Annotated in this window: 15 protein-coding genes; 10 read left to right on the forward strand and 5 right to left on the reverse strand. The window is 42.6% G+C overall.

Annotated elements, in window-relative coordinates; genetic code table 11:
- Positions 1-21: 21 nt before the first annotated feature.
- Positions 22-1,398, forward strand: coding sequence for a sigma-54-dependent transcriptional regulator (locus ACDG22_RS04535; RefSeq protein WP_007568217.1), 1,377 nt, complete (start codon positions 22-24; stop codon positions 1,396-1,398).
- On the forward strand, positions 1,388-2,692 hold the full coding sequence (locus ACDG22_RS04540) for a sensor histidine kinase (RefSeq protein ID WP_270243500.1): 1,305 nt from the start codon (positions 1,388-1,390) through the stop codon (positions 2,690-2,692). Before ACDG22_RS04535 ends, ACDG22_RS04540 begins: the two co-directional genes overlap by 11 nt.
- A 12-nt stretch (positions 2,693-2,704) precedes the next feature.
- Here the strand turns inward: ACDG22_RS04540 and ACDG22_RS04545 are convergent, their stop codons facing one another.
- A complete protein-coding gene (locus tag ACDG22_RS04545; protein WP_007568221.1) occupies positions 2,705-3,112 on the reverse strand; it encodes a hypothetical protein in 408 nt (135 codons plus the stop codon).
- A 181-nt stretch (positions 3,113-3,293) separates the two neighbouring features.
- Here ACDG22_RS04545 and rimP point away from each other — a divergent pair, with 181 nt between their 5' ends.
- From rimP to ACDG22_RS04585, 8 genes are all read left to right on the forward strand, one after another.
- Positions 3,294-3,761, forward strand: a complete 468-nt coding sequence (gene rimP / locus ACDG22_RS04550) for a ribosome assembly cofactor RimP (RefSeq protein WP_007568223.1) — start codon at positions 3,294-3,296, stop codon at positions 3,759-3,761.
- A gap of 4 nt (positions 3,762-3,765) precedes the next feature.
- Entirely contained in the window at positions 3,766-5,022 is a 1,257-nt protein-coding gene (gene nusA, locus ACDG22_RS04555; protein WP_007568225.1) for a transcription termination factor NusA, read from the forward strand.
- A 73-nt stretch (positions 5,023-5,095) separates the two neighbouring features.
- Entirely contained in the window at positions 5,096-8,017 is a 2,922-nt protein-coding gene (gene infB, locus ACDG22_RS04560) for a translation initiation factor IF-2 (RefSeq protein ID WP_177593781.1), read from the forward strand.
- A gap of 130 nt (positions 8,018-8,147) precedes the next feature.
- Complete coding sequence (locus tag ACDG22_RS04565; protein WP_007568229.1) at positions 8,148-8,648, forward strand: CvpA family protein; 501 nt, start codon at positions 8,148-8,150, stop codon at positions 8,646-8,648.
- Positions 8,649-8,661: 13 nt separating this feature from the next.
- Positions 8,662-10,137, forward strand: a complete 1,476-nt coding sequence (gene sufB / locus ACDG22_RS04570; protein ID WP_007568230.1) for a Fe-S cluster assembly protein SufB — start codon at positions 8,662-8,664, stop codon at positions 10,135-10,137.
- 15 nt (positions 10,138-10,152) lie between these two features.
- Entirely contained in the window at positions 10,153-10,905 is a 753-nt protein-coding gene (gene sufC / locus ACDG22_RS04575; protein ID WP_022126262.1) for a Fe-S cluster assembly ATPase SufC, read from the forward strand.
- Positions 10,906-10,907: 2 nt separating this feature from the next.
- Complete coding sequence (gene sufD / locus ACDG22_RS04580; RefSeq protein WP_022126263.1) at positions 10,908-12,251, forward strand: Fe-S cluster assembly protein SufD; 1,344 nt, start codon at positions 10,908-10,910, stop codon at positions 12,249-12,251.
- A 12-nt stretch (positions 12,252-12,263) separates the two neighbouring features.
- A complete protein-coding gene (locus ACDG22_RS04585; RefSeq protein WP_022126264.1) occupies positions 12,264-13,481 on the forward strand; it encodes an aminotransferase class V-fold PLP-dependent enzyme in 1,218 nt (405 codons plus the stop codon).
- A 355-nt stretch (positions 13,482-13,836) separates the two neighbouring features.
- Here the strand turns inward: ACDG22_RS04585 and ACDG22_RS04590 are convergent, their stop codons facing one another.
- The 4 genes from ACDG22_RS04590 to ACDG22_RS04605 all read right to left on the reverse strand — a co-directional run bounded on the left by ACDG22_RS04590 (position 13,837) and on the right by ACDG22_RS04605 (position 21,588).
- Positions 13,837-15,897, reverse strand: a complete 2,061-nt coding sequence (locus ACDG22_RS04590; protein ID WP_177593775.1) for a M56 family metallopeptidase — start codon at positions 15,895-15,897, stop codon at positions 13,837-13,839.
- Positions 15,898-15,910: 13 nt separating this feature from the next.
- On the reverse strand, positions 15,911-16,285 hold the full coding sequence (locus ACDG22_RS04595) for a BlaI/MecI/CopY family transcriptional regulator (RefSeq protein WP_022126266.1): 375 nt from the start codon (positions 16,283-16,285) through the stop codon (positions 15,911-15,913).
- A 172-nt stretch (positions 16,286-16,457) separates the two neighbouring features.
- The gene (locus ACDG22_RS04600; RefSeq protein WP_022126267.1) at positions 16,458-18,377 is read right to left on the reverse strand and encodes an MGH1-like glycoside hydrolase domain-containing protein; all 1,920 of its coding nucleotides are present in this window, start codon (positions 18,375-18,377) and stop codon (positions 16,458-16,460) included.
- 43 nt (positions 18,378-18,420) lie between these two features.
- Entirely contained in the window at positions 18,421-21,588 is a 3,168-nt protein-coding gene (locus ACDG22_RS04605) for a glycoside hydrolase family 2 TIM barrel-domain containing protein (RefSeq protein WP_022126268.1), read from the reverse strand.
- Positions 21,589-21,592: the final 4 nt, after the last annotated feature.

Here is a 21,592-nt window from a genome sequence, read left to right on the forward strand (position 1 = left end):
AATACTGCAAATAAAAAGAATATGGCTAAACAAGGAATCCTGTTGGTGGTTGATGACAACCGTAATATACTGACTTCGTTACAATATCTGCTGGGAGAATATTTTGAGCGTGTGATAACAATAGATTCTCCGGTTACAATACCTACATTGCTGAATCGGGAGGCAGTCGATATCGTATTGCTTGATATGAATTTTTCTTCGGGTATTAATAGTGGAAACGAAGGACTTTACTGGCTTCGTGAGATAAAACGTCTTCGTCCGCAGACAGAAGTGGTACTCTTTACGGCTTATGCTGATATAAACCTGGCAGTTACGGGAATAAAGGAGGGAGCTGCTGATTTTGTAGTAAAGCCTTGGGAAAATGCACAGCTGGTACAGACACTTCAGGAAGCATACTCCCGGATAGTTGAAGCCCGTAAGGGTAAGAAAAAGACAGCTGTCCCACCAGTCGCTTCCGATGACGGAATGTATTGGGGAAATTCACAGGCTATCCGTCCGTTGCGCATGTTGGTAGAGAAGGTTAGTACGACTGATGCCAATATTCTGATAACAGGAGAAAACGGAACAGGAAAAGATATGCTGGCCCGTGAGATACATCGTCTTTCCAATCGTAAGGAAGGACCGATGATAGCTGTTGATATGGGCGCCATTACGGAATCTTTATTTGAGAGTGAATTGTTTGGTCATGTGAAAGGTTCGTTTACTGATGCACATACCGATCGCATAGGACGCTTTGAAGCTGCTGACGGTGGAACGCTTTTTTTGGATGAAATAGCTAACCTGCCCTATCATCTGCAGGCGAAACTACTTACGGCTATTCAGAAGCGGTGTTTCGTAAAGGTTGGAAGCAATACGCAGCAGCCTACTAATATTCGTTTGATATGTGCTACCAACCGTAATTTGGAAGATATGGTAAGAAACGGTGAGTTCCGTGAAGATCTGCTCTATCGTATTAATACCATTCATTTGCATATACCTGCTTTGCGTGAACGTAAGGAAGATATTCTTCCATTAGCGAAACGTTTTCTTGAACAGTATGCTAGGCAATATGGCAGACAAGTGCAAGCTTTCAGCCCTGAAGCTGCGCGCCGTTTGCTGGAACATCCCTGGTATGGTAACATTCGTGAATTACAACATACGGTAGAGAAAGCCGTTATCTTGTCCGATAGCGATGAGTTGCGAGGGGATATGTTGCAACTCACTTCTACAGCCTCCGGTCCTGAACCTGTTGCCGGAAATGCTGAAACGGAAGTGCCTTTCCATACGCTTGACGAAATGGAACGTAGCATGGTGAAGCGTGCTATCGATCAGTGTGAAGGGAATCTTTCGCAGGCAGCTGCTATGTTGGGAATTACCCGTCAGACACTCTATAATAAAATGAAACGTTATGGGTTATAGGTGGATTTATTCGATTACCGTTCGTACACTGTTGCTTGTTGGCGGAGTTGTACTGGTAACTTTGGGGATTGTCTACGGGAAGGGTGGATTGCTGGTTGCAGGACTTCTTCTATGTACCGCTTCCATTTTTATTTTCCGGAAAATGCAGCAGCAACTGCGTGAAAAGAGTTGGCTGATGCTGGAGGCTATCCGAAATCGTGACTATTCGTTTCGTTTACCGGTTTATGGCTTTTCGGGAGGAGAACGCGTGTTACAAGATACGCTTAACCGTTTCGGAGGACTGATGAGCGAACAGAAACAACTGATGGAGCAGCGAGAACGGTTTTATGAACAGATCCTTTCCAGTGTTACGTCGGGAATTATTGTGTTGGACGAAAGTATGAAAGTTGTGCAGACAAATCCGGCAGCAGCACGCCTCTTGGGACTTCCTGTTTTGAGTACCTTGCAGCAGCTGGAACGATACGGAGCGGAAGTTTCTCATGTGTTTCGTTCATTGGGAGCTGGAGAGCGGTGTAATATACAGCTGTCTACTTCGAAAGGCGAGGTACAGCTATTGGTGCGGGCTTCTGTTATGCAACTGGGAGAACGGAAAGTGCGTATTCTTGCTTTGAATGATATCCGTAATGAGCTGGATGAAAAAGAGCTTGATTCGTGGATTAAGCTGGTTCGGGTGTTGACACATGAAATCATGAATTCCATTGCTCCGATTTCCTCGCTGAGTGAAACATTTTTGAAACGTAAGGATGTGGTAGGAACACCTTTGTACGATGGTATTCGGGCTATTCATGAAACTTCAGTCGGGCTGATTTCATTTGTTGACAGTTACCGGAAGTTCTCATCTTTACAGAAACCCTCACCCGAACCATTTTATTTGTTGGATCTGCTCAGGCAAATTGAAGGGTTAACTCTTGTTCCTGGTAATATTATTCTTTCCTTGCAAGTGGAACCTGCCGAACTGATGCTTTATGCTGATCCTAATCTGATACGTCAGGTGCTCATCAACCTGATTAAAAATGCGGTACAAGCGATTGGCGGTGAGAAGGGAAGAATACACGTGCGTGCATACAGCTCGGCTGACGAGCATGTCTTTGTATATGTCAGTAACGATGGCCCTGCTATACCGGAGGTAGAAGCAGAGCAGATTTTTGTGCCTTTCTTTACAACCCGTAGTGAAGGAAGCGGTATAGGTCTTTCTCTTTCACGACAGATTATGAAGTTGTCGGGAGGTAGTATCAGCCTGCTGCGACCAAGGACGAACGGTTGGAATACTACTTTTGTCTTGGAGTTTGAATGACGTAGATGTCTTTTATTCTCTTTCCGATTCTTGTATTGATATTTTTCCGTCCTTTTTCGCAACGTTGACTATGCTCCCTTTCGGGTTTAGGCTGAACGGGGTTATTTCGTCGCTTTTGTTATCGACAATCATCAGTGCATTTTCTTCGGCAAAGCGATTTACCTGAAGTGTAAGTGCTGTCGATCCCATTGTACAGTTGAGCAGAAGGCTGTCGTTTATATAAACCGAAATGCTATCTCCGGCAAAACTGTTTTCTACTTGTATGGTATATAAATCAGCAGATGTTTTGCTCTGATCTGCTGTTTGAGGAGTACGAAAACTCAAATAAAGAAACAGGCATACAATGAAAAATACTCCGAAGGCTAATATGCCGTTTCCTATCATAAACTGTTTATTGCTGTTGATGCTTTTATTGTTCATAATGCAGATTTATGTTTGATTTTGTGTACAAAGATATCTTAAAAAGATAAATCTTGCTAAAAATGAAATATTTATTCTAATATTTTGCAGTACATTATATTATTTGTATCTTTGCAACCGAGATGGATGAAAAGGTGGAGGGGCGGTTAAGCTCCTTTTTTTGTTCTTATATAGTTAATACATGATAGATAAAAACGTTGTAACCCGGATAGTTGAAGAATGGCTGGAGGGTAAAGATTATTTTCTGGTGGATGTCACTGTAACTCCGGATGACAAAATTGTAGTTGAAATCGACCATGCGGAAGGTGTGTGGATCGATGATTGTGTGGACTTGAGCCGTTATATCGAATCGAAGCTGAACCGAGAGGAAGAAGATTATGAACTTGAGGTCGGGTCGGCTGGTATCGGACAACCTTTTAAGGTGCTTCAGCAATATATAATCCATATCGGAAAAGAAGTAGAAGTGCTGGGTAAGGATGGAAAAAAATGGACCGGCGTATTGACGGACGCCAATGAAGAGAACTTTACGATCACGGTACAAGTGAAAGTAAAGCCGGAAGGTGCAAAACGTCCGAAGCTGGTAGAACAGAATGTAACCTTTGTTTATGACGAAATAAAATACACCAAATACTTAATAAGCTTTAAATAAAATTATGGCGAAGAAAGAAGCAACTGTCAGTTTAATTGACACGTTTTCGGAATTTAAAGATTTGAAGAATATCGATCGCACCACTATGGTGAGCGTACTGGAAGAGTCATTTCGTAGTGTGATTGCAAAGATGTTCGGAACCGATGAAAATTACGATGTAATTGTAAATCCCGACAAAGGCGACTTTGAAATATGGCGTAATCGTGAAGTGGTGGCTGATGATGAATTGACGAACCCGAACTTGCAGATTTCGCTTACTGAAGCGCGTAAAATTGATGCATCTTACGAAGTGGGAGAGGAGGTTACAGATGAGGTGATATTCGAAAAGTTTGGTCGCCGTGCGATTTTGAACCTTCGCCAGACATTGGCTTCTAAGATTTTGGAACTGGAAAAAGACAGCTTGTACAATAAGTATATTGACAAGGTCGGTACTATCATTGCTGCAGAAGTTTATCAGATCTGGAAAAAGGAAATTTTGTTACTCGATGATGAAGGTAATGAATTGCTGCTTCCGAAAACTGAGCAGATTCCGAGCGATTTCTATCGTAAGGGAGAAACTGTACGTGCAGTAGTTGCACGGGTAGACAATAAGAATAATAATCCGAAGATTATTTTGAGCCGTACTTCGCCTATGTTCTTGCAGCGTCTGTTTGAACAGGAAGTTCCGGAAATCAATGACGGATTGATTACTATCAAGAAAATTGCCCGTATACCTGGTGAACGTGCAAAGATTGCTGTAGAATCTTACGATGAACGTATTGATCCGGTTGGAGCATGTGTCGGAGTAAAAGGTTCTCGTATTCACGGTATTGTTCGTGAGTTACGCAATGAAAATATTGATGTTATCAATTATACTTCGAATATACAACTGTTCGTACAGCGTGCGTTGAGTCCTGCTAAGGTTTCTTCTATTATCATGCATGAAGAAGAGAAGAAAGCTGAAGTATATCTGAAGCCGGAAGAAGTATCTCTTGCTATCGGTAAAGGTGGTATGAATATCAAGCTGGCAAGTATGTTGACCGAATATACCATTGATGTATATCGTGAACTGGATGAAAACGCAACAGACGAAGATATCTATCTGGATGAGTTTAAAGACGAAATTGATGAATGGGTTATCAATGCCATCAAGGGTATTGGTATAGATACGGCAAAAGGTGTACTGAACGCTCCACGTGAGATGCTGATTGAAAAGGCAGATTTGGAGGAGAACACAGTAGACGATGTGTTAAGAATTTTGAGGGCAGAGTTCGAGGAATAAATATAGTCAATCATATTGATTATCCGTGACTGAAAAACTTTTTCCTGAACTCTATTAAAAACTAAAAGAATTTATGACGATAAGACTGAACAAAGTAACAAGAAATTTGAATGTAGGTATTGCTACGGTGGTGGACTTTTTACAAAAGAAAGGATATACTATCGAAGCAAATCCGAATACTAAAATTACTGATGAACAATATGCTGCACTTGTGAAAGAGTTTAGCAAAGACAAAGATTTGAAAATAGAGTCTGAAAAGATTTTTCAAGAACGGCAGAATAAAGAACGTAATAAAGCTTCTGTTTCTATTGATGACCTGCAGGCTGAAGCGAAGCCGGAGGTGATAGAAGCAGTTGTGCCTGAAGATGCACGTCCGAAATTTAAGCCTGTGGGCAAAATTGATTTGGACAGTCTTAATAAGAAGAAGGTGAAGCCGGCTGTGGTGGAGCCTGCTAAGGAAGAAATAAAGGGAGTGGTAGAGGAATCTGTACCGGTGGAAAAGAATGAACCGCAACATGTGGAAGAAACTCCTGTAGCAGAAACAGTACAACCACAACCTCAGATTAATGAACAACAGAAACAGCCGGAACAGGAGAAGGCGGAAGATTTGAAACCAGATTTAATGGAAGAAAAGAAAGAAGTACCCGAAGTACAAACCGTTCTGCAGGACAAGGAAGATGAGGTGTTTAAAATCCGTCCAACGGAATTTAAGTCGAAGATTAATGTCGTAGGTCAGATTGACCTGGCTGCATTGAACCAGTCTACTCGTCCGAAGAAGAAGACAAAAGAAGAAAAACGTAAGGAACGAGAGGAAAAAGACAAACTGCGTCAGGAACAGCGTAAGCAGATGAAAGATGCTATCATCAAGGAAATAAGAAAGACTGACGAGAAAACTGATAAAGGTGGTCAAAGTGACGCTTCGGGAAAGAAGAAACGTAATCGTATCAACAAAGAACGTGTAGATATTAATGCAGCGGGTAATATTGTTTCACCTCGCGGCGATAAAGGCGGAAAGGCTAACTCTAATGCTGCGGCTCAGGGTGGAGGCAAACATAATAAAGACCGCTTCAAGAAACCGGTAGTAAAACCTGAAGTAAGCGATGAAGATGTAGCTAAGCAGGTAAAGGAAACATTGGCTCGTCTTACTAATAAGGGTAAGAATAAAGCTGCTAAATATCGTAAGGAAAAACGTGAAAGTATACAGAACCGTCAGCTTGAACAGGAGGAACTTGAACAGGAAGAAAGCAAGATCTTGAAACTGACAGAGTTTGTTACTGCAAATGAGCTGGCAAACATGATGGATATTTCAGTAACTCAGGTTATCTCTACTTGTATGAGTGTGGGTATCATGGTATCTATCAATCAACGTCTGGATGCTGAAACTATCAATTTGGTAGCCGAAGAGTTTGGCTATAAGACCGAATATGTAAGTGCTGAAGTTGCTCAGGCTATTGAAGAGGAAGCTGATGCTGAAGAAGATTTGCAGCCTCGTGCTCCGATTGTAACAGTCATGGGACATGTTGACCATGGTAAGACTTCATTACTGGACTATATCCGTAAGGCAAATGTAATCGCTGGTGAAGCTGGAGGTATTACACAGCATATCGGTGCATATAATGTAAAACTGGAAGACGGACGTCGTATTACTTTCCTGGATACTCCGGGACATGAGGCATTTACTGCCATGCGTGCACGTGGTGCTAAGGTTACCGATGTCGTTATTATCATTGTTGCTGCCGATGACAACGTAATGCCTCAGACTAAGGAAGCTATTAACCATGCAATGGCTGCCGGTGTACCTATCGTATTTGCAATCAACAAGGTAGATAAACCGAATGCAAATCCTGATAAGATTAAGGAAGAACTTGCTGCTATGAACTTCCTGGTAGAAGAATGGGGAGGTAAGTATCAGTCACAAGATATTTCTGCAAAGAAAGGTACAGGCGTTCCTGAATTGTTGGAGAAAGTATTGCTGGAAGCTGAAATGTTGGATTTGAAAGCAAATCCGAACCGTAAGGCTACTGGTTCAATTATTGAATCTTCTCTGGATAAGGGACGTGGATATGTAGCAACAGTGTTGATTTCTAATGGAACACTGCATGTAGGAGATATTGTGCTGGCTGGAACTTCGTATGGTAAGGTGAAGGCTATGTTTAATGAACGTAATCAACGCTTGAAAGAGGCAGGTCCTTCTGAACCGGTATTGATTTTGGGATTAAATGGAGCCCCAGCTGCAGGTGATACATTCCATGTGCTTGATACAGATCAGGAAGCACGTGAAATTGCAAATAAACGTGAGCAGTTGGCACGTGAGCAAGGCTTGCGTACTCAGAAGATGCTTACATTGGATGAAGTTGGACGTCGTTTGGCATTGGGTGACTTCCATGAACTGAATGTAATTGTGAAAGGTGACGTGGACGGTTCTGTTGAGGCGTTGAGTGACTCATTGATTAAATTGTCTACCGAACAGATTCAGGTTAATGTTATCCATAAAGGTGTTGGACAGATTTCAGAATCAGATGTATCACTGGCTGCTGCATCAGATGCAATTATCGTAGGATTCCAGGTTCGTCCTTCTAGCAATGCTGCTAAACTGGCTGAACAGGAAGGAGTAGATATCCGTAAGTATTCTATTATTTACGATGCTATCGAAGAAGTGAAGTCTGCTATGGAAGGTATGCTTGCTCCTACATTGAAAGAGCAGGTTACTGCAACAATCGAAGTTCGTGAAGTATTCAATATCAGTAAAGTCGGTATGGTTGCCGGTGCGATGGTTAAGACTGGTAAGGTGAAACGTACTGACAAGGCTCGTTTGATACGTGATGGTATTGTAATCTTTACGGGTAGCATCAATGCGTTGAAACGCTTTAAAGATGATGTGAAAGAGGTTGGTACTAACTTTGAATGTGGTATTAGCCTGACTAATTGCAATGACTTGAAGGTAGGTGACGTTATTGAAACTTATGAAGAAGTGGAAGTAAAACAAACTTTATAATTACATTATAGTAAATTTAATGAGGTGATGTCATCCTGAGCATAGCGAAGGATCTGTGAACGCTATCGGATGTGTGCAGATTCTTCTCTGCGTTCAGCATGACATTTCCTTTTTTATTACGATATAGAGTATGACAGTCCTCGATTGGATTATTGTGGCAATAATAAGCATAGGAGCTATACTTGGATTTACAAAGGGATTTATAAGGCAATTAGCCTCTATTGTAGGCTTGGTAGTTGGATTGCTTGTGGCCCGTGCATTATTTGCTTCTGTAGGCGAAAAGCTTGCCGAAGAATTGGGTACATCACTCACCTTTGCCCAAGTCGTAGCCTTTATTCTGATATGGCTGCTGGTTCCGCTTGTCTTTCTGTTGCTTGCTTCAGCTTTGACACGAGTGATTGAAATTGTACATTTAGGTTTTGTCAACCGTATTTTAGGCGCCGCACTGGGAGCCTTGAAGTACATATTGCTTGTCAGCTTATTCGTACATTTTATAGAGTTTGTCGATTCTAAAGATAACTTAATAAAGTCAACCGTAAAACGTACTTCTTTGTTATATTATCCGATAGAAGGCTTTTCGGGAGTCTTTTTCCCTACTGTGAAGAATGTTACTAAACAACTAATAGACTGATATAATAAAATATATGCAAGAAGAACTCAATAAAAAGGAAGAATCCCAAAAGAATGAGTTTGTAAAACAACTGACGCAGGAAAAGTATAAATATGGTTTTACTACGGAAGTACATACAGACATCATTGAAAAGGGATTGAATGAAGATGTGGTGCGATTGATTTCGGCCAAGAAGGGTGAACCGGAATGGTTATTGGAGTTCCGTCTGAAAGCTTATCGTTACTGGCTGACAATGGAAATGCCGACATGGGCTCATCTCAATATTCCTGAAATAGATTATCAGGCTATTTCATATTATGCAGATCCTACTAAAAAGAAGGAAGGACCTAAGAGCATGGATGAAGTAGATCCTGAGCTGGTGAAGACTTTTAATAAACTGGGTATTCCTCTGGAAGAGCAGATGGCATTGAGTGGAATGGCTGTAGATGCCGTGATGGATTCTGTTTCTGTCAAGACAACCTTCAAGGAAACACTGATGGAAAAAGGAATCATTTTCTGTTCGATGAGCGAAGCTGTACGTGAGCATCCCGATTTGGTAAAGAAATACCTGGGTTCGGTAGTTGGTTATCGAGATAATTTCTTTGCTGCTCTTAATTCGGCAGTGTTTAGTGATGGCTCATTTGTCTATATACCAAAGGGCGTACGTTGCCCTATGGAGCTTTCTACTTATTTCCGTATTAATGCTGCAAATACCGGACAGTTTGAACGTACGCTGATAGTTGCAGATGATGATAGTTATGTGTCTTATCTGGAAGGATGTACAGCGCCGATGCGTGATGAAAACCAATTACACGCTGCTATCGTAGAAATCGTTGTACTTGACCGTGCTGAAGTAAAATATTCTACTGTGCAGAACTGGTATCCGGGTGATGCAGAAGGCAAGGGAGGTGTATACAACTTCGTAACAAAACGAGGTAATTGTAAAGGTGTAGACAGTAAATTATCGTGGACACAGGTAGAGACCGGTTCTGCCATTACATGGAAATATCCGAGCTGTATATTGAGTGGAGATAATTCTACAGCTGAATTCTATTCGGTTGCAGTAACCAATAATTACCAGCAAGCTGATACCGGAACTAAGATGATTCATCTGGGAAAGAATACTCGTTCAACGATTGTGAGCAAAGGTATCAGTGCCGGAAAGAGTCAGAACTCATATCGTGGTCTGGTACGTGTGTCAGAACGTGCAGACAATGCCCGTAACTATAGTCAGTGCGACTCGTTGCTTTTAGGAAGCCATTGCGGAGCTCATACGTTCCCATATATGGATATACACAATGAAACAGCGATAGTAGAGCATGAAGCTACTACATCGAAGATTTCGGAAGATCAGTTGTTCTACTGTAACCAGCGTGGTATTCCTACCGAAGATGCAGTAGGTCTGATTGTAAACGGTTACGCGAAAGAAGTATTGAACAAACTTCCTATGGAATTTGCCGTAGAGGCACAGAAATTGCTTTCTATCTCATTGGAAGGCAGTGTAGGATAAATAAAAAAGAAAGCTATGTTAGAAATAAAAGATTTGCATGCCACGATTAATGGCAAAGAGATATTAAAAGGAATCAATCTGACTGTAAAGTCTGGCGAGGTACACGCTATCATGGGACCGAATGGTTCTGGTAAGAGTACATTAAGTAATGTGCTGGTAGGACATCCGGCTTATGAAGTAACAAAAGGATCGGTAACTTTCGATGGAAAGGATTTACTGGCAATGAGTGCAGAAGACCGTAGTCATGAAGGACTGTTTCTTTCATTTCAGTATCCGGTAGAAATTCCTGGTGTAAGCATGGTTAACTTTATGCGTGCGGCTGTCAACGAACAACGCAAATATAAAGGGCTTCCGGCACTGACTGCAAGTGAGTTCCTGAAACTGATGCGTCAGAAACGTGAAATTGTGGAGCTGGACAGCAAGCTTGCCAACCGCTCTGTAAACGAGGGATTCTCGGGTGGTGAAAAGAAACGTAACGAGATCTTTCAGATGGCTATGCTGGAACCGAAATTGAGTATCCTCGATGAAACAGATTCTGGACTGGATATTGACGCTCTCCGTATTGTAGCCGAAGGAGTGAATAAGCTGAAAACTCCTGAAACAAGTTGTATTGTGATTACACACTATCAACGTCTGTTAGATTATATCAAGCCCGATATCGTACACGTGCTTTACAAAGGACGCATCGTAAAGACTGCCGGTCCGGAACTGGCACTTGAGCTTGAAGAAAAAGGTTACGACTGGATAAAGAAAGAATTAGGAGAATAAGCATGAAAGCAGAACAACAATATATTGATCTTTTCTCGCAGTGTGAGGCGATGATTTGCCGGCATAGTGCAGAGGTGCTGAATGCTCCTCGTGCAAAAGCCTTTGCCGACTTCGAACGTCTGGGATTCCCTACACGCAAGCAGGAAAAGTATAAATACACGGAGGTGAGCAAGTATTTTGCTCCCGACTACGGACTGAACCTGAACCGTCTGGAGTTTCCGGTCAATCCGTACGAAGTGTTCAAGTGCGATGTCCCGAATATGAGCACTTCCCTCTATTTTGTGGTAAACGATGCATTTGACAAACACGTACATCCCTCTGCACAATTACCTGAAGGAGTTATATTCGGCAGTCTGAAGGATGTGGCAGAACAACATCCGGAACTGGTGAAAAAATATTACGGAAAGTTGGCTGATACGTCGAAAGATGGTGTGGTAGCGTTCAATACGATGTTTGCACAAGACGGTGTACTGATGTATGTTCCGAAGAATGTGGTAATGGAAAGACCGGTCCAGTTGGTTAATATCCTGCGTGCCGATGTCAATACGATGGTGAACCGTCGTATTCTGATTATCCTCGAAGAAGGAGCACAGGCCAAGTTGCTGATTTGCGACCATGCTATGGATGAGGTGAATTTCCTCTCTACGCAGGTTGTAGAAGCTTTTATCGGTGAAAACGCAGTATTCGACCTTTATGAGCTGGAAGAAACACATAACAGTACAGTACGTTTCAACAACCTGTACGTACATCAGGAGGCAAACAGCAACGTGTTGTTGAATGGTATGACGCTTCATAACGGAACGACACGCAATACAACTGAAGTAACACTGGCAGGACGTGGAGCAGAGGTCAATTTGTGTGGTATGGCTATTGCAGACAAGAACGAGCAAGTGGATAACAATACATTCATTGATCATCAGGTATCCGATTGTACCAGCAATGAGTTGTTCAAATATGTACTCGACGATCAGGCTGTAGGAGCTTTTGCCGGAAAAGTATTGGTACGTGAAGGAGCTCAGCACACTTCTTCACAGCAGACCAACCGTAATATTTGTGCAACACGTGAAGCCCGCATGTATACTCAGCCGCAGCTGGAGATATATGCCGATGACGTAAAGTGTTCGCATGGAGCAACAGTCGGTCAACTCGATGAAAATGCATTGTTCTATATGCGTCAGCGTGGTATCAGCCTGAAAGAAGCACGTTTGCTGCTGATGTTTGCCTTTGTGAATGAAGTGATCGACAATATCCGTATGGATGCGTTGAAAGACCGTCTGCACTTACTTGTTGAGAAACGTTTCCGTGGCGAATTGAATAAATGTCAGGGATGTGCTATTTGTAAATAAAATTAGTGTGACATGTTTTACGATGTACAAAAAATAAGAGAGGACTTTCCGATACTTTCACGGAGTGTGTACAATAAACCGTTGATTTATCTTGATAACGGAGCGACTACCCAGAAGCCCCGTCAGGTAGTAGAGTCGATAACAGACGAATACTATTCGGTCAATGCGAATGTACACCGTGGAGTACATTTCCTTTCGCAGCAGGCTACCAACTTGCACGAAGCTTCGCGTGAAACAGTACGTAAGTTTATTAATGCGCGCAGCATTTCGGAAATAGTCTTTACACGTGGTACTACCGAAAGCATCAATCTGGTGGCATCTACCTTTGCTGACAGCCAGATGAAGGAAGGCGATGAAGTGATTGTTTCTGTAATGGAGCACCACAGCAACATTGTTTCATGGCAGTTGCAGGCAGCGCGTAAAGGAATTGTCTTGAAAGTGATTCCGATGAACGACCGTGGGGAACTGTTGCTTGATGAATATGAAAAGCTCTTCTCTACACGTACTCGTCTGGTTTCAGTAGCACATGTTTCGAATGTGCTTGGAACAATCAATCCTGTGAAGGAAATGATTGCCACTGCACATGCTCACGGGGTTCCTGTTCTGATAGACGGAGCACAGAGTATTCCTCATATGCCGATAGATGTACAGGATCTGGATGCCGATTTCTATGTGTTCAGCGGACATAAGGTGTATGGCCCTACGGGTATCGGTGTGCTTTATGGCAAGGAAACATGGCTCGACAAACTTCCGCCTTATCAGGGAGGAGGAGAAATGATAAAGAATGTCAGTTTCGAGCATACCACGTTCAACGAACTGCCGTTTAAGTTCGAGGCTGGAACTCCCGACTATATTGGAAGTACAGCACTGGCGAAAGCACTCGATTATGTTTCGGCAATTGGAATGGATAAGATTGCAGCCTATGAACATGAACTGACAGTATATGCCATGAACAGACTGAAGGAAATTCCGGGAATGCGTATTTTCGGAGAGGCTGAACATAAGGGAGGCGTTATTTCTTTCCTGGTGGGCAATATTCATCATTTTGATATGGGAACATTGCTCGATCGTCTGGGTATAGCTGTACGTACAGGACATCATTGTGCCGAGCCGTTAATGCACCGTATGGGAATTGAAGGAACGGTACGTGCTTCGTTGGGTTTGTATAATACGAAGGAAGAAATTGATGCACTGGCAGCAGGCATAGAACGGGTAAGCCGGATGTTTTGATAACAGGACTTGCTGTTTGACAGTATCATAAAGAATAATCTCCTTATTCCAATCTTTACATTAAGTGCTCAAGATGGAATAAGGAGATTTTTTATTGTTATACTTTTGATTATAAACGTATTATATCTCTTTCTGAGTAGCTGTTTTTACAGTTTATAATCTCTTTGTAGCATATTAGTCAAATCATCAGCATAAACTTCTAAAAACTTCTCGATGTTTTCTCTTAAACATCGAGAAGTTTTTTTATTTTTTGTACGAAAAAATCGCGGGTGTTGCTGATGCTTTTTAGTAGTCTTTACGAAGACTGTTTTGCTTATAGTTTTACTCTCCTGAATAGAGGCAAGCCTACTTGCTGCTATTCTTTTTCTAATGCGACTTTTAGCAATGGCTGGGCACCTACTGTAGTGGTTTTCATATTGCTGGAACTGACCTCCAGTGTGGCATCTTTCCTGGGAACGGTAAGTGTGAACCTACCTTCGTTGTCGGATGTAGTTTGTGTTGTAGTACCTTTTATGGTAATACATGCTCCCGAAACTGGGTTTCCGGCAGCGTCTGTAACACGGCCTGTAACCAGCGACTCGCCTTGAGAAGTTGTAGAAGATCTTTTTGTCGTTATCAGTATTACCCCATCACGAGCTTTGGGGCCGAATATGGTTATGCCCGTTCCATCCTTAATAACATTTATGGAGCTGATCTGGTCGGGATTTATTTCATTCAGAGCTTTTGGCTCAACTTCTTTACCATCAATGATAAAGAGTGTTTTCTTTAATGTAAGCGAGCTGTCAGATATGTTTCCTGTTGGTGTATGTTCTTTCTGTTTGTCAGGAAGTGAGAAAGTAACCGGAATAGTAAATTTTACGTCAACAGGCTTTCCATGTTGGGTTCCGGGTTTCCATTTAGGGGTAGTTTTTATAACTCTTAAAGCTTCTGCATCTAATAACGGATTTACAGAACGCTTTATTTCGAAGTTGTCGAGTGAGCCGTCTGCCTTTACTACAAACTGGACAATAACCCTTCCCTGAATGCCTGCTCTCTGACATTCTGCCGGATATTGTATGTTTTCTGCGAGATAACCCATCAATGCTTTCATTCCCCCAGGATATTCCGGCATTTGTTCTACTACAGTAAATGTTTCTCCATTCTGTACGGCAGGTTTAGGTGCAGAAGGAGAAACTGTCAGATCTAATTCATTGGTAGCACTTGTTAGTCGAATTGTTTTATCCGTCTGCTTGATACAGTCTTTTACCGATATGTTTTTCGACTCCATACCCACATACGAAATCCATAAACTCTGATCTTCGCCTACCTCCAGTGAAAAATGTCCGTCATCGTCTGTAAGTGTACCATTGGATGTATTGGTGATGACTACTGTAGCTTGTGGTACTGGCTGTCCGGTTTCGTCTACGACTTTCATGCTCAGACGTATTTTTGTATCCGGAGCAGACTGATTGTTTTGTTGATTTTTGTCGGTATACGTTTTCATAGCATCCGATAAATCACTAACTTTGACATTTGAAATCTTTTCTAATGGTTGAGATACTTCGGGACGGGCAAAAACGGTAACTGCAACAGTTGCCAGTGGAAGTACATACAAGTACTTGACTCGTGCCCACGGATTGGATTTTTTTCGAATCATCATAGTAATACGTTTTTTAAGTGAACTGTGATTAAAGCTGTTGGCAATAGAGTAGAGCCTTGCGCCAACGGCTTTTTTTATTAATAGCATTTGATATTGTCTGGCATCGATTCCTTGACGAAGGACTTCTTCGTCGGCTTCATATTCGTGAATATTTTGCAGTTCTTGTTTGAGTAGCCATATAGCGGGGTTGAACCATTGTAGCCAGCTACAAACCTCAACCAGCAGCAGATCCCACGAGTGATGATTACGGATATGTGCCTGTTCATGTAGCAGAATGTCATGTCCGTTCTCTTTAAGGTCGGCCTGTGAAATAACAATATATTTCATCCAGCTAAAAGGGGCAAAGTTGCATGAGTGAATTATCAGAAGCGTTCCATCGGGGAGTTGCTTGCGCTGATTGTGACGGATGAAATAGAGCATGCGCCCTAACGACCAGAGGTGGCAAAGAATGAAAAATATAGCTCCTGCCACATAACAGATTATTAATATTTCTTGCCAGGGAAAACCATATTCCGGCTGTAATCCTTGATTGGGAACCGCATGCTGCTCATACATTATCAGCAAGTCTTCTACAGTTGTTACAGCTGTACTGACCATAGTATGCTGACTGGTTGTGATTGTTGCCAGAGGTAGTATGTACGAAAGCAGTATGATACTCAGTAAGGCTATCCGGTTGCAGCGGTGAAATGTTTCCTTGCTTAACAGTAACCGGTAGAACAGGTAAAATACAGCCAGACAGAGCGATGATTTCAGTATGTAGACAAAAAATGCTCCCATAATCCAGAATTGTTTATTGTTTCTTTTCGTTTTCTCCTTCTTCCACCTGCCGTATCAGTTCCTTTAGTTCTTCGATGGAAATATCCTCTTCTTTTACGAGTGACGATACAGCTCCCAAAAAAGAATTATTAAAGTACTTACTGATGACACTCTTCAACGTCCGGGTACGGAAGCTGTCTTCTGTTACTGTGGCGAAATAGCGATATGTATTCCCGAATGCTTCGTGCGAGAGATAACCTTTTTCTTCTAATCCACGTACAATGGTGGAAAGGGTATTGAAGTGCGGTTTAGGATCGTCATAAAAAGCCAGCAGTTCTTTTACAAATAAAGGGCCTTTCGTCCAAAAGAAACCCATAATTTCTTCTTCTTTTGCAGTGAGTCTTTTCATATATTTCTCTTGTTTTTTGCAAATAACTAAAATATATAGTTTATAAACTAATTTTTATAGTTAAATAAATAAAATAGGAGAAATGAGTGATTTATATGGGTGTAAAAAAATAGGGAAGACTACCCGATAGACAAAGTAGCCTTCCCTTGTTGAAGTAAGATGAAGAGTTATGTTATTTTCCGTAATCTTCGTACATCATCAGCAGATGTGACGAGCTCCAGCTGAAGTGAGGAGCCTGGAGGCGCTCTCCGTTGTGTGTGCCATAGTTTTCATGTATAGGAGCATCTTCTTTCAGCCCTTGGCAGCGTTCGAATACTTGCTCCGTATATTGATCTGCAAGTTTTCCGTAGCCATAGTTACGCAATCCCTTGATAGCCTGATAAGTCTGGTCGAGCCATATCGGACCTCTCCAATATCCGTTCGGATCACATTTCGGATTATCGGCAGCAGCCGTAGGGAAGGGGATATAAGTTGAAAACTTAGTTGTATCAGTTAGCAGTGTAATGGCTTTATCCATTTGCTTCTTGCTGGCTATTTGTACCCAGAACGGAGTATATCCTTCGCATCCAGGTTCTTCAATGAAGCTGCCATCACTCAACCGGCGGTCACAGAACCATCCGATTTTTTCATCGAAGAAATAATCGGCGATTTTATCGCTGTAGTCGGGACCATCAAAGTTAATGCCGATCAACGAAGCAAATTTCTTCAGTAACTTACATTCGTAGGCAAGATATGCATTCAGGTCCACACTTTCCTGATCCATACTCCATGCATCGTCTGCATTTTTCAGCATCTTTGTGTTGTCGAAGCGAATGGCATTGTCCATACCACTTTCCCATGCGGCAGCTTCCAGGGTGCCGTCGGTAGAACCAAACTCACAGATGCCGTTACGGTTGTGGTCGCGTTTTGCATACCACCATTTGTAATAGGCAAGCAGTTGCGGATACATCTCTTTTACGAAGGTGGTATCTTGGGTGTGAGTAAATATTTCATCTACAGCCCAGCAAACCAAAGGTGGCTTACTGTCGCGGGCATTATTATCTGCCGAATTGGTATAGATACAGTCGATAATCATACCGTCGGGCAACTGGTAGTCGAACATGGCGCGAATATTGTTTTTCGCCAGTTCGGGAGCAAAGCTTGCCAGAGCTGCTGAGAAACGCCAGCTGTCCCAGGCCCAGAATCCGACGAAATAGCCTACCGCATGGCTGGGAATAACTCCTTCATGCAACAATCCTTCGCGGTGTGTACGCCAGTTGGAAATCAGTGTCACAGCAGACTTTACGGCAATACGGTCGTACTCAGGCTTCATGTCGTTGCGTAGAATCTTTTGTAAATATCCGTTCCATCGGTCTGCATTTGCCTTCAGCTCTTGTGAAGGATTGTTCAGCAGAGCTTGTATGCGTTGTTCGCTTACTGGAAGTTCTTTTTCGGAAGCGAAGAACGAAATGGCAATATCAGTTTTCTTACATCCGGGTTCAGTCTGTGCAACATAATTTTTCCCGTCGCATGTCAACGTGATGTCAGAATCGAACGTTAACGTTACAATCTCTCCGTTGGAGTGACGTGCTGTAACGATGTTGCGTTCAGCTTCCAGATGTACATTATTATTCCATTGTCTGGCTGTGAAGCAAAGTCCTTTTCCACTGTTACTCTCTATTTGCAGTAGAGCTGTAGAAGCATTGATGAAATTCATTCGCTGGCTGATACTTTCTGTTCCGGAGGATGAGGAGATATATACTTCACCTGGAAAGTAAGATGCCGAGTCGGGAGTCATTGCTGTTGTTTCTCCTATAAGACTGGCTTCCACGATCGATTGGGCAAACCATATCCGGTTGTCAATGCTGAACGGACCGCAAAATCCGTTTACCCATTTATCTTGTTGCGGTATGGTAAATCCCATCCACGAACCTGCATCGGTAAAACATCCTGCGCGATGAACGGTTGAATCGGGTGTCAGCGCAATATTCAGGATATTGCTGAATTCATATCGGTTTCTTTCCTGAGCCATATTCTGTCGGGAACCTGTGGTGCAGGCTGAAATGCCGGCAGCCAGTCCCAGAAGCAAAACCTTTATTGTATTTTTTTTCATTGTTGATTGATGTTTTTAAGTATGTAAACCAAAAACGCTTCTTTTAGAAGAATCTCTTATGAGCCTGTGAGGCTGCATCCATTTCTTTATTCAGAGGTTGAATGGTGAAGCTGTACTGCCATGCATGAGGAGTTATTGTATATTCAGGATGTACCTGTGCTCCCCAAGTATTATCGCCACCTACTCCCATTTGCATGTGATCGATGTTCAGCCATACCAGATCTTGTTTTTCTATGCTTCCTCCATGATGACGCTCTACGCTGAATGGGCGATAGCCGATGTCTTCAAGTGGGAAGTTCCATGCACTGATACTCAAAGGTTCTTCTCCGGTGACAAGCAGACCTTCTCCTGACTGGCTACGTAATGCTACCCAGCGTACATCACATTTGTTTGCTGTTTCCTGTGCACGTACGTACGGATGATACTGTTCCCATACGCTAGCAGTGTAGACACCTATTGCAGCACTGTTCTTACGGTCGGCATAGTTTTCATGTGGACCGCGTCCGAGCCATGTCATCATTTCATAATCGGCAGGCAAAATCATACGCATACCCAGACGAGGCATTTCTGGTAATTGTTTTTGACCAGGGATAAATGACATGGTAACTTTCACTGCACCGTCAGGGCGGATTATATAATTAATATTAAGGTCGGCATCTTGCTTTTCCATGCGGTATGTAGCAGTGACAATGGCCTGACGTTTGTCGCTCCTTTCATTTAATTTCAAGTCTTTCAGTTTCGCATCCTTACCTGCTTCTTTCCAGATTCTGCAACGTTCGGGAGTGCCATTGGCTACGTCATTATCTGTCAATCCACGCCAGAAGTTAGCTTGCAGACCTTCTTTTATGAGATTCTTTCCGTTATATTCTAAAGCCGTCATTTCTCCGTCGGCTGTGGAGAAGCTGATACGGAAGTTAGTTCCACTCAGACTGATGCTTTCCGGAGTACGTTCAGATCTTAGTGAACCGTCAATTGGCTCTATGTTTTGAGCTATTTGCTCTACAGGCAGTTGCCACTGTTCCATTGCAGCTATATGTCCTGCCGGAATCATAGGAGCATCCTGGCGGGTAATTGCTTCCAGTTTCAAGAAATATTCTTTTTCACTTGCGGCAATAGTCTGCATAGGAAGTACGATCTCCCGGCTTTGTCGTGCCGGTATCTGTGGAAAATCCATTACTCCCTGCTGAATGCTTTTACCGTCAGCTTCTATTGTCCAGCGCAACTGATAACCGGATAGGTCGATGAAATCATGCCAGTTAGTGATATTAATCCGATTGGCAGTAAAGGCTACAGGACGGAAGTGAATGTACTGATATACCTTCTTCACTTCATAAATATGCGGATGTAAAGAACGGTCGGCTGCAATCAGTCCATTGGCACAGAAGTTGGAGTCGTTGTGTACTCCTACATAGCCCATATCTCCTCCATACGCCCAGATATCTTTCCCTTTTTCGTCTTTCTTTGCAAATGTCTGGTCTACCCAGTCCCAGATAAATCCACCTTGTAACTGGTCGTACTTATAGATTAAATCCCAATAATCTTGCAGGTTGCCGACACTGTTTCCCATTGCATGAGCATATTCGCACATAATCATCGGGCGTGCATCGCGCTGATTAATGTGACGACGGAGCGACCAGATGCGGGGATACATCGGGCAATAAATATCCGATTTAGCTTCGTAACCTCCACCTTCGTATTGTACCGGACGGGTAGGATCTGTTTTCTTGGTCCAGTCGTATATTGTTTCGAAATGTTTACCATAACCTGATTCGTTACCTAATGACCATGTAACAATAGCTGTACAGTTGCGGTCGCGCATAACCATACGGCTCATGCGTTGCATGAATGCAGGTTCCCATTCCGGATAATTGGCAAGTGTTCCATCTTTGTGACTCATCATTCCATGGCTCTCGATATTTGCTTCGCCAACCAGATATAGTCCGTACTTGTCGCACAATGCATACCATTGGTAGTGGTCTGGATAATGGCAGTTACGTACAGCGTTTATGTTGAATTGCTTCATCAGCCGGATATCCGTCAACATACTTGCGACATCGATGGAGCGTCCTTTATATGGATCGTGTTCGTGTCGGTTTACTCCTTTGAACAATACGGGTACACCATTAATAAGTTGTTGTCCGTTTTTCATTTCTACAGTGCGGAATCCGAATGGATGTGCAAATGATTCCATCGGTTTTCCTTGCTGGTCGAATGTGTTGACAACCAGTGTGTAAAGATTAGGTGTTTCGGCTGTCCATGCCAGAGCATCCTTAAGTAGTTTTTTGCCAGACAATAATGTGTCGGTGTTGTTTTTTATTTCTTTATCCTGAGTGTAAAGAGCATTACCTTTTGCATCCAGTAATTTGAACTCTACACGCTGACCTTGCTGAGGCTGATTCAGTGTGATATTTACATCAAAATCACCGTCTTTATATTGATTGATCAGTTCGGCCGTGAGTTTGAAGTCTTTTACTCGGCTTTGTGGACGCGCATACAAATAGACATCTCGTTCTATTCCGCTATATTTCCAGTAGTCCTGATCTTCCATGTAAGATCCGTCACTGTATCTGAATACCTTGACAGCCAGCTTGTTTTTCCCTTTTTTTAATAACTTGGTTACATTAAAGTGAGCCGGCAGACGGCTGTCTTCGCTGTATCCGGCAAGTTCTCCGTTTACCCAGCAATAATATGCAGATTCTACCCCTTCGAAGTCGAGGAAGATATCCATTCCGTCCCAGTCTTCGGGTACTGTGAATTCACGGACATAAGCTCCTACCGGATTATAGTCTGCTGGTACATACGGTGGATTGCAAGGGAATGGATAAGATACGTCGGTATAAATGGGGGCATCAAATCCTTGAAGTTCCCAACTGCCTGGTACTTCTATGTTTTTCCATTTGCGTGTGCTGTATCCCGGTTTATGAAAATCGGCAGGACAAGCATCGTTATTCTTGGAGAAAAGAAATTTCCAAGTGCCGTTAAGTGAAACACGTCGTTCGGTCTTTGAATTTATTTCGAAACGTTGTAAGTCAGGTAATGCCTGCTGTGCCAATGCTGCATCTTCATTGATGAATGGAATGAAGTGTGCATGCATTGCTTCACGGTTTATTTCGTTTATCTGTGGGTTTTGCCAGGGCACATTGTCGGCATTGGCCGGCAATGTAGCTGCAAGGGCAAACATGTATGTTAGATAAAAAAAGTGCTTCTTCATAGAA

Origin of the sequence: Phocaeicola coprocola, assembly GCF_041333015.1 — a bacterium.
Taxonomy (GTDB): Bacteria; Bacteroidota; Bacteroidia; order Bacteroidales; family Bacteroidaceae; genus Phocaeicola; species Phocaeicola coprocola.

What these genes read in the sequence shown, in the direction of transcription:
- rimP (WP_007568223.1), top strand. Translation starts at nt 3,294, where the DNA reads ATGATAGATAAAAACGTTGTAACCCGGATAGTTGAAGAATGGCTGGAG.
- ACDG22_RS04565 (WP_007568229.1), top strand. Translation starts at nt 8,148, where the DNA reads ATGACAGTCCTCGATTGGATTATTGTGGCAATAATAAGCATAGGAGCT.
- ACDG22_RS04535 (WP_007568217.1), top strand. Translation starts at nt 22, where the DNA reads ATGGCTAAACAAGGAATCCTGTTGGTGGTTGATGACAACCGTAATATA.
- nusA (WP_007568225.1), top strand. Translation starts at nt 3,766, where the DNA reads ATGGCGAAGAAAGAAGCAACTGTCAGTTTAATTGACACGTTTTCGGAA.
- ACDG22_RS04540 (WP_270243500.1), top strand. Translation starts at nt 1,388, where the DNA reads ATGGGTTATAGGTGGATTTATTCGATTACCGTTCGTACACTGTTGCTT.
- ACDG22_RS04605 (WP_022126268.1), bottom strand. Translation starts at nt 21,588, where the DNA reads ATGAAGAAGCACTTTTTTTATCTAACATACATGTTTGCCCTTGCAGCT.
- sufD (WP_022126263.1), top strand. Translation starts at nt 10,908, where the DNA reads ATGAAAGCAGAACAACAATATATTGATCTTTTCTCGCAGTGTGAGGCG.
- ACDG22_RS04585 (WP_022126264.1), top strand. Translation starts at nt 12,264, where the DNA reads ATGTTTTACGATGTACAAAAAATAAGAGAGGACTTTCCGATACTTTCA.
- ACDG22_RS04600 (WP_022126267.1), bottom strand. Translation starts at nt 18,377, where the DNA reads ATGAAAAAAAATACAATAAAGGTTTTGCTTCTGGGACTGGCTGCCGGC.
- infB (WP_177593781.1), top strand. Translation starts at nt 5,096, where the DNA reads ATGACGATAAGACTGAACAAAGTAACAAGAAATTTGAATGTAGGTATT.
- sufB (WP_007568230.1), top strand. Translation starts at nt 8,662, where the DNA reads ATGCAAGAAGAACTCAATAAAAAGGAAGAATCCCAAAAGAATGAGTTT.
- ACDG22_RS04595 (WP_022126266.1), bottom strand. Translation starts at nt 16,285, where the DNA reads ATGAAAAGACTCACTGCAAAAGAAGAAGAAATTATGGGTTTCTTTTGG.
- ACDG22_RS04590 (WP_177593775.1), bottom strand. Translation starts at nt 15,897, where the DNA reads ATGGGAGCATTTTTTGTCTACATACTGAAATCATCGCTCTGTCTGGCT.
- ACDG22_RS04545 (WP_007568221.1), bottom strand. Translation starts at nt 3,112, where the DNA reads ATGAACAATAAAAGCATCAACAGCAATAAACAGTTTATGATAGGAAAC.
- sufC (WP_022126262.1), top strand. Translation starts at nt 10,153, where the DNA reads ATGTTAGAAATAAAAGATTTGCATGCCACGATTAATGGCAAAGAGATA.